The sequence below is a fragment of the Enterococcus sp. AZ063 genome (assembly GCF_051715045.1).
GTDB lineage: Bacteria > Bacillota > Bacilli > Lactobacillales > Enterococcaceae > Enterococcus_D > Enterococcus_D casseliflavus.
The window spans coordinates 1-15,301 of the sequence record NZ_JBIOTA010000001.1 but is presented as its reverse complement, the minus strand read 5'-3'; the positions used below and the strand labels follow the sequence as shown (position 1 = coordinate 15,301).

Sequence of the window (15,301 nt, the reverse complement as noted above, 5' to 3'; positions counted from 1 at the left end):
CACAGGAAATCTTCGTCTTGTTCTGAAGCTTTTGCGTCAGATTAGATTTGCGCCCAAACACTTTCTAAAATGTTGGTTTGGCTGCGGTCTGGTCCTACCGAGAAGGTCGAAATGCGGACACCGACTAATTCAGAGATGCGGTGAACGTAATTGCGTGCATTTTCTGGCAGATCTGCCAATGTTTTGCAGCCAGTAATGTCTTCAGACCAGCCAGGAAGTTCTTCGTAGACTGGTTTGCAGCGGTTCAACTCTTTCAAACTTGCTGGGTAATGATAGATCAATTCGCCGTCTAGTTCATAAGCCGTACAGATCTTCACGGTTTCTAAGCCGCTCAAAACATCGATCGAGTTAAGGGATAGGTTCGTAATCCCTGAGACCCGTTTTGAATGGCGCATCACGACGGTATCAAACCAGCCCACACGGCGAGGACGTCCTGTCGTTGTTCCGTATTCACGACCGATCTTACGAATTTGTTCACCTGTTTCATCAAACAGTTCCGTTGGGAAAGGACCATCGCCTACCCGAGAGGTGTAAGCTTTGCAGACACCAACGACTTTGTTGATTTTTGAAGGACCCACACCACTACCAATAGTGACTCCCCCAGCAACGGGGTTGGATGATGTCACGAAAGGATAGGTTCCTTGGTCGATATCCAGCATCACGCCTTGTGCCCCTTCAAATAAAACCCGTTTGCCTTCATCTAAGGCATCGTTAAGGATCACCGAAGTATCCGTCACATATTTTTTGATTTGTTGGCCATATTCGTAATACTCTTCAAAAATGTCTTCAAAGGCGATTGGCTCTGCATCAAACATTTTCACGAATTGACGATTTTTTTCTTCTAAGTTGATACGCAGACGTTCTTCAAAAATTTCTTTGTCTAAAAGATCAGCGATCCGAATGCCGACTCTGGCCGCTTTATCCATATAGGCTGGTCCGATCCCTTTGATTGTCGTACCGATCTTGTTGTCACCTTTGGCATCTTCTTGCAGCTGATCCAAATGGATATGGTAAGGTAAAATAACATGTGCACGATCAGAGATCTTCAAGTTTTCTGTTATTATATTGTTTTCTTTCAAGTATGCTAATTCTTTAACTAATGATTTCGGGTTCACAACGACCCCGTTTCCAATGACACTGATTTTATCTGCATAAAAGATCCCAGAAGGAATCAAATGCAGTTTATAGGTCACACCGTCAAATTTAATCGTATGGCCGGCATTGTCTCCACCTTGATAACGTGCAATGACTTCCGCGTTTTCACTCAAAAAGTCCGTAATCTTTCCTTTACCTTCATCGCCCCATTGTGTACCTACTACTACTACAGATGACATATAATGACCTCTTTCTTTAATTAGTGCATTCCTTAAGTATTGTAACAAGATTCGCAAGCTCTTTCAATCTAAAATCGAATAATCGTTTTAAATTCTCATTTTTCAGGGGTAAAAAACGAACTATTTTCTTCTCATTAATTATTTATACACGTAAAAACGAATAAAGTCGACACATAAAAAAAGCCCTGCAGCCATCAGCGCAATGCAGACGGCAGCAGGAGCCTTTGTTTTTCAAATAATTGGTGTCTTACCCGAACTCTTCTCGCGGCGAGACCGAGGAGAACTTATTGTATTCTTTGATGAATAGAAGTTCGACGGTCCCTCGGGCACCACTCCGGTTTTTCTCGATAATGACTTCGATCACATTGTTGTTTTGTTGTTCTTCTGGTTCATCGTCATCGTCGCCTTCGCTGCGGTAGTAGTCATCTCGGTACAAGAAAGCAACGATATCGGCATCCTGCTCGATCGATCCTGATTCTCGGATATCACTTAAAACAGGACGCTTGTCTTGTCGTTGTTCCACACCCCGAGAAAGCTGAGACAGTGCAATCACCGGCACTTTCAATTCCTTCGCCAGTTTCTTTAATTGGCGAGAGATCTCAGAGACTTCTTGTTGGCGGTTTTCGCGACCCGTTCCTTCAATCAACTGCAAATAGTCAATCAAAATCAAGCCGAGATTGCCTTTTTCTTGCGCCAGTTTCCGACAACGTGCCCGGATCTCAGAGATCTTGATCCCAGGGGTATCATCGATATAGATATTGGCGTTAGAAAGACTGCCCATGGCAACGATCAAATTCCGCCACTCTTCTTCTGAGAGCTGCCCCGTCCGCAAGTGACTGGCCTCAATCGAGCCTTCCGCACAAAGCATCCGGTTGACCAATGATTCAGCCCCCATTTCCAGACTAAAGATCGCTACGGAACGATCGGTTTTCGTTCCGACATTTTGCGCGATATTCAAGGCAAACGCGGTTTTCCCTACCGCGGGGCGGGCAGCGAGAATAATCAGCTCTTCTTTTTGCAGCCCCGCCGTCATTTTGTCTAAAGCCGCATAACCCGTAGGTAATCCGGTGATTTCTTCGTTGTTTTGCGCCAACTGATCGATCGTTTCGATCGTCCGATTCAAGACTTCCGCTATCGATTGGAAGCCATTGCTATTGCGCTTTTCGGATACTTCTAAAATACTTTTTTCTGCTTGATCAATGATCGACTGCACATCTTCATCTTGTTCAAAGCCTTTGGTTACGATGCGGCTCGCTGTTTGGATCAGATTGCGTAACGTGGCTTTGTCGTCAACGATCTTCGCATAATAAGCAATACTTGCTGCTGATGGTGAAGCTTGACTCAATTCAGTCAGATACGTCAGGCCGCCAACATCTTCAAGACTGTTGCTTTTTTCAATTTCTGCTTTCAACGTAATCAAGTCGATCGATTCACTACGGTCGTTCAACTGGATCATTGCTTGAAAAATTATTTGATGGCTGCGGCGATAAAAATCTTCTGGGGCGATTACTTCCATTGCATCGATGATCGCATCGGCATCTAAAAAGACTGCCCCTAGGACCGCTTGTTCCGCTTCAATATCTTGTGGGGGAACTTGATTTTGCCAAACTTCATTCATGCCATTCGCTCCTTCGTCCATTCATTCTACAAGATTCCCATCCAAAGTACAAGATTGCTTGGACGTTTGCCGAAAAAAACCCCAACATGTGACTGTTGGGAGTAATGCTTATTCTTGGATGGTATGAACATTGATCGTTGCTGTTACTTGTGGGTGCAATTTTACAGGTACTTGCGTAAAGCCTAATGCACGGATCGGCTGATCCAATTCGATTTTGCGTTTGTCGATTTTGATTTTGTATTGCTTGTTCAAGGCATCTGCGATTTGTTTTGATGGGATCGAACCGAACAAGCGGCCATCTTCCCCTGCTTTGGCATTGATCTTCACAACGGTTTCTTCTTTTTCAAGAAGTGCTTTTAACTCTTTCGCTTCTGCTAAGACTTCTGCGTCTTGTTTTTCTTTGGCTTTTTGTTTGCCTTTTAATTCTGCCATGCTTTCATTGTTGGCAGGTTTGGCTAAGTTGTTTTTGATCAGAAAGTTTTGTGCGTAGCCATTAGGGACTTCCTTGATATCGCCTTTTTTGCCTTTACCTTTGACATCTTGTAAGAAAATAACTTTCATCTTGGTCACTCCTTGTTATTGTTCATTTTTCGTTAATTCCGCTCGCAGCTGGTTTTCTACATCACCAATGCTGCTGTTCTTTATTTGCGTGGCTGCGTTGGTAAAATGTCCGCCGCCGCCTAATGCCTCCATCAAGGTTTGTACATTGACTTTACCAGTGCTTCTAGCACTGATACCGATCAAATCTCCTGGTTGTTTCGTAATGACAAATGCGGCATGGATCCCATTGATCGATAGCAGAGTATCGGCCGCTTTCGCAACGGTGACACTATCGTACACCCGATCTTCATCCGCTGCAGCAATCACGATATCTTCTCGGAAATGCTGGCTGCGAGAAACCAGTTCACTGATCATCAAATAGGAATCGAGATCCGTACTCAACATGTATTGAACCAATGACGTATCTGCGCCTTGGTTTTTCAAATAACCAGCAATATCAAAGGTCCGACCAGTGGTTCGCACCGTGAAGTTCTTCGTATCCACGTAGATGCCCGCTAATAAAGAAGTCGTAATAAATTTCGGGACTTGCGATCTGCGAGAAGCACGATACTGGATTAATTCTGCTACCAGTTCCGATGCCGAAGACGCGGAAGATTCAATGTACGTCAATAGTGGCTTATCGGGAAACTCATCCCCGCGACGATGGTGATCGATCACTGCGATTTTGTCAAATTCATCATAGACCGCTTGCGAGATCGACATCGATGGCTTATGGTAATCTACCATCACTAGCACACTTTCTTCATTTGATAAATTAACTGCTTCTTCCCCAGTGATCACAAATCGTTCCAGCTCGGGGTATTTTTTCAATTCTTCCAATGCCCGCTGAATGTCTGCGGTGATCTCTTTTGGATTTAAAATGATGTAGCATTCTTTATCGCTCATCATCGCCATGTAAGCCACCCCAAAAGCCGAACCTAAGGCATCCATGTCTGGGTAACGATGACCCATGATAAAGATCCGCTGGTTTTCAGCAAAAATCTTTCTCAACGCCGTACTCATGGCACGAGAACGAACACGCGTTCTCTTGGGTGTGCCGTCTGTATTGCCACCAAAGAATTGCGGTTTCGCTTCTTCTTTGGCTTCTTTTAAAACGACTTGATCACCGCCGCGAACTAACGCAATGTCGAGATTGTTTTGTGCCACTTCCCCGATCTCTTCAAAAGACTCTTCCCCATAGGAGATCCCCATACTGATTGTTAATGGCAGATCATTTTTTTCCGCAACTTGCCGTACTCTAGTCAAAAATTGGAATTTTTCTTCCTTCATCCGCTCAATATCTGAATACTTCGCGACGAAAAGAAACCGCTCGGAATTGATTCGTTTGTAAAAAACATGATTCTCACTTGCCCAATCAGAAATCAATGTCGTGATCAGCGAGTTCAAATAAGAAACTTGTTTGTCGTCTTTTTTCTCAATCAAATCATCGTAATTATCAATTGAAATCAACCCAATTGCTGCCATCTTTTTTACCCCTCAATGTATCATCCCATTTTTTTGAAGCTTTGTTCTTTATTTTACCACAAAACAATCAAATAGGCGATTGATGCAAAAAAGTTCCACGTGAAACTTTTTTGGTGAACCAACCAGGAAAAATTTTCTATCATTCGTTATTCTATCTATATATAAAATAACAAGTTACTCTTCGATGGATAAAAAAATTGACAAGCTTCAAAAGAAACTTGTCAATGAAAATCATTTGATTTATTCTTCGCCTACGAATGGAAGTAATCCCATGATACGCGCACGTTTGATTGCAATGGTAAGTTTGCGTTGGTTTTTCGCACCAGTACCAGTTACACGACGTGGTAAGATTTTACCGCGTTCTGAAATGAAACGTTTTAGTAATTCAATATCTTTATAATCGATATGTTCAATATGGTTTGCAGCAATGTAGTCTACTTTACGACGTTTGCGTCCGCCTCTTCTTTGTTGTGCCATCCTATTTCCCTCCTATCAATTTCTTAGAATGGTAAATCATCGTCTGAAATGTCGATTGATGAGTTTCCGAATGGATCGGAGTTGTCTCGATCAAAATTAGGCATTCCTGATGGTTGAGAGGATTGAGTTTGATTTGAGTTATTGTTACCAAATCCAGAAGAACTGTTTGAGTTATACGTATTGTTACTGCCAGATCCGCTATCAGTTGTGCGTCTTTGCTCGGAAGCATTTCGCGATTCTAATAATTGGAAGTTGTCAGCAACGACTTCTGTTACATAAACACGTTGGCCTTGTTGGTTGTCGTATGAACGGGTTTGAATACGTCCAGTAACCCCTAATAAAGTTCCTTTGCGTGCATAGTTTGCTAATGTTTCCGCTGGTTTTCTCCAAATAACACAGTTGATGAAATCAGCTTCGCGCTCTCCACTTTGGTTGGTAAAATTGCGGTTTACCGCCAAGGTAAAAGTTGCGACACCAGTGCCATTAGAAGTGTAACGTAAATCAGGATCTTTGGTTAGTCTTCCTACTAGTACAACATTATTAATCAAAGTTCATCATCTCCTCATCGCTTTTGTTTCATGTGAAACAATATTATGCTTCTTCTTTGACAATCATGTGACGGATAATGTCATCATTGATTTTCGCAAGACGGTCAAACTCGTTGATTGCACTTGCAGTTGTTGAAGAAGAAACTTTAACGATGTGATAGATACCCTCACGGAATCCATCCATTTCATACGCTAGACGGCGTTTTTGCCAATCTTTTGATTCGATAACTTCAGCGCCGTTATCAGTTAAGATTGAGTCAAAACGAGCGATCAATGCGGCTTTTGCTTCTTCATCAATGTTTGGACGAATGATATATAAGATCTCATATTTCGTGTTTTCCATTGATTTTTCACCTCCCTGTGGACTTTGGCCCCTAGTTTTCTAGGAGCAGAGAGAGTGGTCTAATTAGACTACTCACAAATAATTATTATACACTTTTTTCGTCCCTACTGCAAGCTATTTTTTTGCGTCCCTGCATCTACCCATCACCGCAAACAATCGCTTACACTGATAAATACGTCAGCTGCTGCCGATTTTTTGAAAAAGAGTAAGAAGACAGCAAGCTGCAGGTTCGCAGCTTGCTGTCTTCCTAGAAAACGTATTGCTTATTCTTGTGTATCCGTGGTGTCTTCCGTTGCTTCTTCCACAACTGGTACGTCTTGTACCGCTGTTTCTTCAGCAGTCGCTAGTTCTTCTTCGACTTCTGGTTCAACCGTTGCCATCGTCACTACTTTGGCATTGTTTTCCATCTTCATCAAACGAACCCCTAAGGTTGCCCGACCAGTTTGGGAAACAGTCGCTACATTGAAACGAATCAAGACGCCTTTATCGGTGATCACCATGATGTCTTCCTCACCGCTGACCGTCGTCAAGCCGGCTAATGGACCATTTTTCGCCGTAATGTTGGCTGTTTTGATCCCTTTTCCGCCACGACCTTTGATTGGGTATTCAGAGCCTTTGGTACGCTTGCCATAGCCGTTCTCAGTGATGACCAAGACTTCACTGTCTTCTGTGATCACTGCAGCGCCTACCACGTAGTCTCCATCTCTTAGACGAATGCCTCGCACACCAGCAGCTGTCCGACCCATATCCCGCACAAGGGCTTCTTTGAAGGTCACAGAGTAACCATCGTGGGTTCCAATGATCACGACATCTTCGCCATGGGTTTCGATCACGTTGACCAACTCATCATTTTCCCGAAGACCGATCGCAATCAGACCATTGGCACGGATATTTGAAAAGGCCGTCACTGAGGTCCGTTTGACCACACCTAGACGCGTCGTGAAGAACAAGTAGCGTCCTTCTTGAGGCCCACCAGAAGCCGAAATGATCGCTTCGATCCGTTCGCTAGAATCGATCCCTAGGAGATTGATCACAGGGATCCCTTTGGCTGCCCGACCATACTCAGGAATTTCATAGCCTTTGGCTTTGTAAACTTTCCCTTTATTGGTGAAGAACAGTAATGTGTCATGAGTCGAACAAGAAACCAATGTCTTCACGAAATCTTCATCGTGGATCCCCATTCCTTGAACGCCACGTCCGCCGCGGCGTTGTGCACGGAATTCAGACTTAGCTACTCGTTTGATGTACCCATTGTTCGTCAAGGTAATGACGATTTCTTCTTCTTCGATCAAATCTTCATCTTCAAGACTCAAGACTTCTCCAACCAATAATTCAGTTCGCCGATCATCGCCAAAGCGTTGGCCTAATTCTTGCAACTCCGTTTGGATGATTTCTAGGACCCGTTGTGGATTTGCTAAAATGTCTGTCAAATCAGCGATAAATTCTAACAAGCCTTGGTACTCGTTTTCGATCTTGTCGCGTTCCAAACCAGTCAAGCGACGCAAACGCATATCTAAAATCGCTTGCGCTTGGCGATCGGACAATTTGAAGCGCTCCATCATGCTATTTTTCGCTTCATCATCAGAATTTGATGCTCGGATCAAAGCAATGATCTCATCGATATGATCCAATGCGATCCGTAATCCTTCCAAGATGTGGGCACGAGCTTCTGCTTTGTTTTTATCAAACTGTGTCCGACGAGTCACCACTTCTTGTTGGTGCTCGATGTAGTTTTCTAAAATTCGTTTCAAGCTCAAAATCTTCGGCACGCCTTTTTCAATGGCTAACATATTAAAGCCAAAAGAAGATTGCAGTGCAGTCATTTTGTAGAGATTGTTTAAGATCACCGACGCACTGACGTCGCGACGAACGTCGATCACGATCCGCATGCCTTCACGAGACGATTCATCCCGCAGATCGGTGATTCCTTCGATCCGTTTGTCACGGTGCAGCTCAGAGATCCGTTCGATCAACTTCGCTTTATTGACCATATATGGCAATTCAGTCACTAAGATCCGTTCTTTGCCGTTGGGCATTTCAGTCACTTCGACTTTTCCGCGAACAGTGATCGAACCTTTCCCTGTTTCATAGGCACGGCGAATACCGGATTTTCCCATCACGATCCCGCCAGTTGGGAAGTCTGGTCCTGGTAGGACTTCCATCAATTCACTCGTTGTGACTTCTGGATTTTCCATCAATAGATCGATGGCGGCAATGACTTCATTCAAGTTATGAGGCGGGATATTGGTCGCCATCCCAACAGCGATCCCAGTCGTCCCGTTGACCAAAAGGTTCGGGAAGCGGGCAGGTAATACCGCTGGTTCTCGTTCTGTATCATCATAGTTGCTTTGGAAATCAACGGTATCTTTGTTGATGTCCCGCAGCATCTCCATCGCTAGTTTACTCATGCGGGCTTCGGTATACCGCATCGCAGCGGCACCGTCACCATCGACTGAACCAAAGTTTCCGTGGCCATCGACTAGCATGTAGCGATAGCTAAAGGGCTGTGCCATCCGCACCATTGATTCATAGATCGCACTGTCCCCATGGGGATGGTATTTCCCCATGACATCGCCGACGATCCGGGCTGATTTTTTATGGGGCTTGTCTGGTGTGACCCCTAATTCATTCATTCCATATAAAATTCGGCGGTGAACCGGCTTTAAGCCATCCCGCACATCTGGTAAAGCCCTAGCAACAATTACACTCATTGCATAATCGATAAAGGACTCGCGCATTTCACTGGTCAGATTGACGTCATGAATATTTTGTTTTGCTTCTTCACTCAAGCTGTTTCCTCCTCTACGATTGGCTAGATGTCAAGATTTTTCACGTAGTGCGCGTTTTCTTCGATAAAGGCCCGTCTTGGTTCGACGCGATCCCCCATCAGCATTTCAAAAATTTGATCGGCTTCTATGGCATCATCTACGCTGACCCGCAGCATCATCCGGTTTTCAGGGTCCATCGTGGTTTCCCATAACTGGTGGTCATCCATTTCCCCTAGACCTTTGTAGCGTTGAACCGTTGGTTTTGGTGTCGCAGGCAGTGATTCAATCGTATTTTTCAAATCTTGTTCGGCATTCTTGCCGGGTTGGATATAGTGGATATTTTTCCCTTGTTTGACACCGTACAATGGCGGTTGTGCGATATAGACATAACCAGCTTCAACGATTGGACGCATATAACGATAGAACAGCGTCAAAAGTAGGGTCCGGATATGGGCACCATCGACATCGGCATCGGTCATGATAACTAGCTTGTGGTAACGGGCTTTTGCTACATCAAAATCAGCACCAAACCCAGTTCCCATTGCCGTAAACAGCGAACGGATCTCTTCGTTTGCTAAGATTTTGTCCATGCTGGCTTTTTCGACATTTAAAATTTTCCCACGGATCGGTAAGATCGCTTGGAATTCGCGACTGCGGCCTTGTTTTGCTGAACCGCCGGCAGAATCTCCTTCGACGATAAACAATTCGCACTTTTCTGGATCATTACTGGAACAGTCGGCTAATTTCCCAGGTAAGTTACTGATTTCTAACGCACCTTTTCGGCGAGTCATTTCTCGGGCACGTTTGGCTGCTTGACGGGCTTTTGATGCCAAAAGTCCTTTTTCCACGACTTGACGACCCACATTCGGGTTTTCCATCAAGAATTTCGTGAAATGTTCGGAAAAAAGACGATCAGTGACTGTCCGCACTTCCGAATTTCCTAATTTGGTTTTCGTTTGTCCCTCAAACTGAGGATCTGGATGCTTGATAGAGATAACTGCCGTCAATCCTTCCCGAACATCTTCTCCGGTCAGGTTTTCGTCGTTTTCTTTCATCAATTTTGACTTGCGGGCGTAATCGTTGATCACCCGTGTCAAGGCAGTCTTAAACCCGAATTCATGGGTTCCGCCTTCATAGGTATGGATGTTGTTGGCAAAACTCAACAGGTTGCTGTGGTAGCTATCGGTATATTGCATGGAAACTTCAACCGTGATTCCTTGTTGTTCTCCTTCTAAGTAGATCGGATCTGGGAAAATCACTGTCTTACTTGCATTCAAATGCTCCACATAGCTCTTGATCCCGCCGTCGTAATGATATTCTTTCAAGACGGGTTTTTCTTCCCGTTTGTCTTCGATCGAGATTTTTAAGCCACGGTTCAAGAAGGCTAATTCCCGAACCCGTGTCGCTAATTTATCAAAATTGAATACGGTTGTTTCCGTAAAGATCTCTGGATCTGGAACAAAGTGGACGGTCGTTCCGTGGCGGTCGGTTTCATCGATCACTTTCAAGTCATCAACGACTGCCCCACGATGGTATTCTTGATAATACACTTTGCCTTCTTTATAGACTTTTACGTCTAAAGTCGTGGATAACGCATTAACGACGGAGGAACCTACCCCGTGCAGTCCACCAGATACTTTGTAGCCGCCACCGCCGAATTTCCCGCCGGCATGCAGGATCGTAAAGACGGTTTCTACCGCTGGACGGCCTGTTTTGGCTTGGATATCAACGGGGATCCCTCGACCGTCATCGACGACCGTAATACTATTATCTGGTTCAATGATCACTTGAATACTTGAGGCAAAGCCTGCTAGTGCTTCATCGATCGAGTTATCGACGATTTCCCATACTAAGTGGTGCAAACCTTCTGAACTGGTAGAACCAATATACATCCCAGGTCGTTTGCGGACGGCTTCTAGTCCTTCCAACACTTGGATCTGACTGGCATCATAGGCTTTCGCACGTTCAACTAAGCTTTTTTCTTCTTCTGTCATTCAGTCTATTCTCCTTTAATATGTCCTTGCTCTACATAAAAAATCTCTGCTTCCACAGACATTTTGTCTTTCACATGTTCTAATGTCGTCGTTGTCAGAAAGGTCTGAACTTTTCCTTCAATGGTCTCCAATAAATGCAGTTGTCGGGAATCATCCAGCTCACTCATGACGTCATCTAATAAAAGGACGGGATATTCCCCCGTTTCTTCTTTCATCAAATCGATTTCTGCCAATTTAACACTTAAGGCGGTCGTTCGCTGCTGTCCTTGCGAACCAAAGGTCTGAACATTTTTCTCATTGATCAAAAAATCCAGATCGTCTCGATGGGGACCTGCCAACGTGACTTGCCGAAATCGTTCACGGTCTTTGACTAGTGCCAAGGCTTTGACAAATTGCTGTTGGATCTCCTCCAGCGTACTCGCCTCACCAGGCACATTCGATAAGTAGTCGATCTGCAAGGTTTCTTTTCCTTGGCTGATCTTTTGGTGCAGCTGATTTGCCCAATACGCCAAGCGCTGAACAAATCGTTGTCTGGCTAAAATGATTTTACTGCCGAAAGCCACCAGCTGTTCCGTTAAAACATCTAAATAGATCTCATCGGTCTGTTTTTTTTCATTCAGCTGTTTTAAGTATTGATTGCGCTGTTTCAAAACGGATTGGTATTGAACGAGATCATAGAGATAGATTGGATCGATCTGCCCAATTTCCATATCGAGAAATTTGCGGCGGACTTGGGGACTTCCTTTTACAAGGGAGAGGTCTTCTGGAGCAAATAAAATGACATTCAGCTGCCCTATGTAACTACTGAGCTTTTTTTGCTCAATGTGGTTTACTTTCGTTTTTCGTCCTTTTTTTGACAAAAACAGTTCTAACGGGATCGTTGAGCGTCCCCGACTGACACTGCCAGAGATCCGCGCCCCTTCTGTGTCCCAGCGGATAAGCTCTTGCTCGCTGGAGGTGCGGTGGCTTTTGGTCATCGCCAATACATAGATGCTTTCTAAAATATTGGTTTTTCCTTGCGCGTTTTCGCCTAAAAAAATGACCAGACCTTTCTCAAAAGTCAGTGTCAGCGAATCATAGTTCCGATAATTGCTTAAATGCAACTCATTCAGCCGCATCGGCGTCTTCCTTCTTCACCATAAAAAAAGTACCTTCATCAGGTAGCTCAACACGCATTCCCGCATACAATTTGCGCCCTCGTCGATTTTCTGGCTCGCCGTCGACAAAAACGGTGTGCTCTGCAAGGTACCATTTCGCTTGGCCGCCGCTGCTGATCACACTGACTTCTTTGAGCATTTGTCCAAGTGTCATGTATTCCGTTTCTAACGGTATTTGCATTTTCATAATTCCCCTCAATTCTATCAAAGAGCGTTTAGCTCTATTATACTCTTTTTTTGCCAAGAAAACAAATTCATCGGCATATTTTTCACTCTCAGAAGACTTACTGCTTTTAGACAAAAAAGAAGCAAAAATAGAAAAAAGGGCTTAAAAACGATTTTAAGCCCTTTTAACTCATTTATTCATTTTCAGATGATTGTTTCAACTTTTTTCAAAAGATATGAAAAACTAGTTGGTCCGCACCGGTGTGATCAGCTGGATAAAGCTGCCTTTGCTCTCTGTTGGCTCCAACGTAAAGGGACGGATCGCTGAGATAAAGCGGATCACGATGCTGGTGTCACCAAAGGCTCGTAGTGCTGCTTTCATATAGTCAGGATTGAAAGAGATCTCTAATGGGTCGCCGGTCACTTTTTCAAAAGAAAGATCTTCTTCCACTTTCCCGATTTCTGGTGAGTTTCCATATAAGACAACGGCTTCTTCGGAGATCGCCAAACGAACGATGTTGTTACGGCCTTCATGAGAAAGCAATGACGCCCGTTCGATGGCTTGTAACAATTCTGGGACAGAAAATTCAATCTCAGTATTGAAGCTTGAAGGAATCAGACGGTTGGTATCTGGGTAAGTTCCTTCCAATAAACGAGAATAGAATTTCATGGTTTTCGTTTGGAACAACACTTGGTTATCCATAATGCTGATTTGGATCGCTTCTTCTTCATCTGTTAAGGAACGAGAAAGTTCCGTTAAGCTTTTGCCAGGAATCACGATGTTGAAGGCTGTTTCTCCGCTTTCCAATGGAATCACCCGTTGGCTCAAACGGTGTGAGTCCGTCGCAACAGCTAATAATTTTTGATTTTCTAAGACAAAGTGGACCCCAGTCAAGATCGGACGGCTTTCGTGTTGCGAAACCGCAAAGACTGTTTCACTAACGACCTTATTCAATACGTGCGCTGGAATCTCGATCGAATCTTGACTTTCGACAACTGGTAAATGTGGATAACTATCGGCATCCAAGCCGTTGACGGTAAAGTTGGCTTTTCCAGAAGTGATCGCTACTTGATTATTGTCTAAAACTTCTAACGTTAAGGTACTTTCAGGTAAACGACGAACAATTTCGCTGAAGAAACGTGCTTGTAAAACGATCGCTCCTGTTTTTTCGATTTGCATTTGCGCTTTTTCGTTTTCCACACTCAAAAAAGTTTCAATGGAAATATCGGCGTTGCTCCCAGTCATGGTCAATCCTTTTTCGGAAAGGGATAATTTTACTCCAGTTAAGATCGGGATGGTGGTTTTGGTTGAAATCGCCCGTTGGACAGTTTGTAATTCTTGCATGAACTCTGTTCGGTTTAAAGTTAGCTTCATAGCGATACTCCTTTAATTTATAGTTATTAAATAAAAGTAATAGTAGTAATAGGCTTGTTAGTAATGTGGATAACTCGAGAAAAGAGTGATTAGACTAACGAAAATGCCTGTGAATAACTTGTGGACAACTTTTTTGGTTCTTCTTTTCTTATCCACAGATCAGCTGAAGAGGATTTGTTTGATTTCAGCGATCTCATTTTTGATCGTGGGATCTGTTTCGACTAAATGCTGAATTTTTTCATGGGCATGAATGACCGTTGTATGGTCTTTGCCGCCAAATTCGCCGCCGATTTTTGGTAAAGAACTATCGGTCAATTCTCGAGAGAGATACATCGCGATCTGGCGTGGGACCACGATGCCTTTGACCCGTTTTTTCCCTTTTAGATCATTGACATGAATGTGATAGTATTTTGCGACTTCTTCTTGGATCTGCAAAATCGAAACTTGGGTCGAGCCATGGCTTGATTTCAAGGCTTTGATGGCTTCAGCTGCCAAGCTCGTTGTAATGTCTGAGTTTTGCATCGTAGCAAAAGCTTGCACCCGCACGAGTGCTCCTTCAAGTTCCCGGATATTCGAATCGATCTGCCCAGCGATATAACTTAACGTATCGTCGGGGATCTCCAAGCGTTCGGCTTCGGCTTTTTTCCGCAAAATCGCAGTCCGCGTCTCTAGATCCGGCGGGGTGATATCAACGGATAAGCCCCAAGCAAAACGGGAAACCAAACGTTCCGGCAAAGTCGGGATTTCATTTGGCAAACGATCACTTGTCAGGACGATCTGTTTATTATTGCGATACAGTTCTTCGAAGGTATTAAAGAATTCTTCTTGGGTTCCTTCTTTATTGACTAAGAATTGAATATCATCCACCAGCAAAAGATCAACATTGCGGTATTCGTTTCGGAAATCTTCCATTTTGTTCTTTTGAATAGAAGTAATGAAATCATTGGTGAAATTTTCACTACTAACATACTTGATTTTGGCATTGGGACGTTTCAGCAACATTTGATGACCGATCGCGTGCATCAAGTGGGTTTTCCCTAAACCAACGCCACCATAGAAGAACAGCGGATTATAAATAGACCCAGGATCTTCTGCAACAACTAAAGCAGCAGCGTGGGCCATCTGATTGCCTTTCCCGATGACAAAGGTATCAAATGTGTATTTTTCATTTAAGATCGATTTCGGCGGCCGCTCGTTTTCTTCTGCAGCTGTTTGAATAGTAGAAGGGGCTGTTTTTAAAGCTTCTGCTTCTTCGACAGTCACAAAACTAGGAATCAATTCTTCACCAGTTTTCATAAATCCCATTTCAACAATTTTGGCAGCTAGATTTTTTTCCCAATAAGATTTATGAAGATCGCTGGGTACTTCGATCAGCAGCTGATTTTTTTCAAACGACAAGACATTGGCAGTCTCGATCCAAGCACTATAACTGGCCGGATTCAGCTCTTCTTTAAAGGAACGTTGAAGATCTTGCCAAATAGAATCAGCAGATGGCAT

At 43.8% G+C, this 15,301-nt stretch carries 13 protein-coding genes; all 13 read right to left on the bottom strand.

The features are described 5' to 3' along the window. Positions 1-41: 41 nt before the first annotated feature. A complete protein-coding gene (locus tag IGK61_RS00065; protein ID WP_005232916.1) occupies positions 42-1,334 on the bottom strand; it encodes an adenylosuccinate synthase in 1,293 nt (430 codons plus the stop codon). A gap of 247 nt (positions 1,335-1,581) precedes the next feature. After that, the gene (gene dnaB, locus IGK61_RS00060; RefSeq protein WP_005226374.1) at positions 1,582-2,952 is read right to left on the bottom strand and encodes a replicative DNA helicase; all 1,371 of its coding nucleotides are present in this window, start codon (positions 2,950-2,952) and stop codon (positions 1,582-1,584) included. 108 nt (positions 2,953-3,060) lie between these two features. Continuing rightward, entirely contained in the window at positions 3,061-3,513 is a 453-nt protein-coding gene (rplI, locus tag IGK61_RS00055) for a 50S ribosomal protein L9 (protein WP_005226371.1), read from the bottom strand. Between the two features lie 15 nt (positions 3,514-3,528). After that, positions 3,529-4,977 (bottom strand): DHH family phosphoesterase, encoded by a 1,449-nt coding sequence (locus tag IGK61_RS00050; RefSeq protein ID WP_015508681.1) that lies wholly within the window; start codon positions 4,975-4,977, stop codon positions 3,529-3,531. Between the two features lie 240 nt (positions 4,978-5,217). Beyond that, on the bottom strand, positions 5,218-5,454 hold the full coding sequence (gene rpsR / locus IGK61_RS00045) for a 30S ribosomal protein S18 (RefSeq protein ID WP_005226367.1): 237 nt from the start codon (positions 5,452-5,454) through the stop codon (positions 5,218-5,220). 23 nt (positions 5,455-5,477) lie between these two features. Next, the gene (gene ssb / locus IGK61_RS00040; protein ID WP_005226365.1) at positions 5,478-6,002 is read right to left on the bottom strand and encodes a single-stranded DNA-binding protein; all 525 of its coding nucleotides are present in this window, start codon (positions 6,000-6,002) and stop codon (positions 5,478-5,480) included. Positions 6,003-6,045: 43 nt separating this feature from the next. Further along, a complete protein-coding gene (gene rpsF, locus IGK61_RS00035; protein WP_005226363.1) occupies positions 6,046-6,345 on the bottom strand; it encodes a 30S ribosomal protein S6 in 300 nt (99 codons plus the stop codon). Between the two features lie 263 nt (positions 6,346-6,608). Beyond that, the gene (gene gyrA / locus IGK61_RS00030; RefSeq protein ID WP_010748472.1) at positions 6,609-9,134 is read right to left on the bottom strand and encodes a DNA gyrase subunit A; all 2,526 of its coding nucleotides are present in this window, start codon (positions 9,132-9,134) and stop codon (positions 6,609-6,611) included. A 23-nt stretch (positions 9,135-9,157) separates the two neighbouring features. Next, positions 9,158-11,107 carry a DNA topoisomerase (ATP-hydrolyzing) subunit B gene (gene gyrB, locus IGK61_RS00025; protein WP_005226359.1) on the bottom strand — a complete coding sequence of 650 codons (1,950 nt, stop codon included), beginning with the start codon at positions 11,105-11,107 and terminating at the stop codon, positions 9,158-9,160. 5 nt (positions 11,108-11,112) lie between these two features. Next, on the bottom strand, positions 11,113-12,225 hold the full coding sequence (gene recF, locus IGK61_RS00020) for a DNA replication/repair protein RecF (protein ID WP_010748471.1): 1,113 nt from the start codon (positions 12,223-12,225) through the stop codon (positions 11,113-11,115). Next, positions 12,212-12,451, bottom strand: coding sequence for a S4 domain-containing protein YaaA (gene yaaA, locus IGK61_RS00015; protein ID WP_008376781.1), 240 nt, complete (start codon positions 12,449-12,451; stop codon positions 12,212-12,214). Before yaaA ends, recF begins: the two co-directional genes overlap by 14 nt. A gap of 222 nt (positions 12,452-12,673) precedes the next feature. Then, on the bottom strand, positions 12,674-13,804 hold the full coding sequence (gene dnaN, locus IGK61_RS00010) for a DNA polymerase III subunit beta (RefSeq protein ID WP_005226354.1): 1,131 nt from the start codon (positions 13,802-13,804) through the stop codon (positions 12,674-12,676). A gap of 159 nt (positions 13,805-13,963) precedes the next feature. After that, on the bottom strand, positions 13,964-15,301 hold the full coding sequence (dnaA, locus tag IGK61_RS00005) for a chromosomal replication initiator protein DnaA (RefSeq protein WP_015508676.1): 1,338 nt from the start codon (positions 15,299-15,301) through the stop codon (positions 13,964-13,966).

Coding starts and splice junctions, on each gene's coding strand:
- IGK61_RS00065 (WP_005232916.1), bottom strand. CDS start 1,334: ATGTCATCTGTAGTAGTAGTAGGTACACAATGGGGCGATGAAGGTAAA.
- dnaB (WP_005226374.1), bottom strand. CDS start 2,952: ATGAATGAAGTTTGGCAAAATCAAGTTCCCCCACAAGATATTGAAGCG.
- gyrB (WP_005226359.1), bottom strand. CDS start 11,107: ATGACAGAAGAAGAAAAAAGCTTAGTTGAACGTGCGAAAGCCTATGAT.
- rplI (WP_005226371.1), bottom strand. CDS start 3,513: ATGAAAGTTATTTTCTTACAAGATGTCAAAGGTAAAGGCAAAAAAGGC.
- dnaN (WP_005226354.1), bottom strand. CDS start 13,804: ATGAAGCTAACTTTAAACCGAACAGAGTTCATGCAAGAATTACAAACT.
- rpsR (WP_005226367.1), bottom strand. CDS start 5,454: ATGGCACAACAAAGAAGAGGCGGACGCAAACGTCGTAAAGTAGACTAC.
- yaaA (WP_008376781.1), bottom strand. CDS start 12,451: ATGAAAATGCAAATACCGTTAGAAACGGAATACATGACACTTGGACAA.
- rpsF (WP_005226363.1), bottom strand. CDS start 6,345: ATGGAAAACACGAAATATGAGATCTTATATATCATTCGTCCAAACATT.
- IGK61_RS00050 (WP_015508681.1), bottom strand. CDS start 4,977: ATGGCAGCAATTGGGTTGATTTCAATTGATAATTACGATGATTTGATT.
- recF (WP_010748471.1), bottom strand. CDS start 12,225: ATGCGGCTGAATGAGTTGCATTTAAGCAATTATCGGAACTATGATTCG.
- dnaA (WP_015508676.1), bottom strand. CDS start 15,301: ATGCCATCTGCTGATTCTATTTGGCAAGATCTTCAACGTTCCTTTAAA.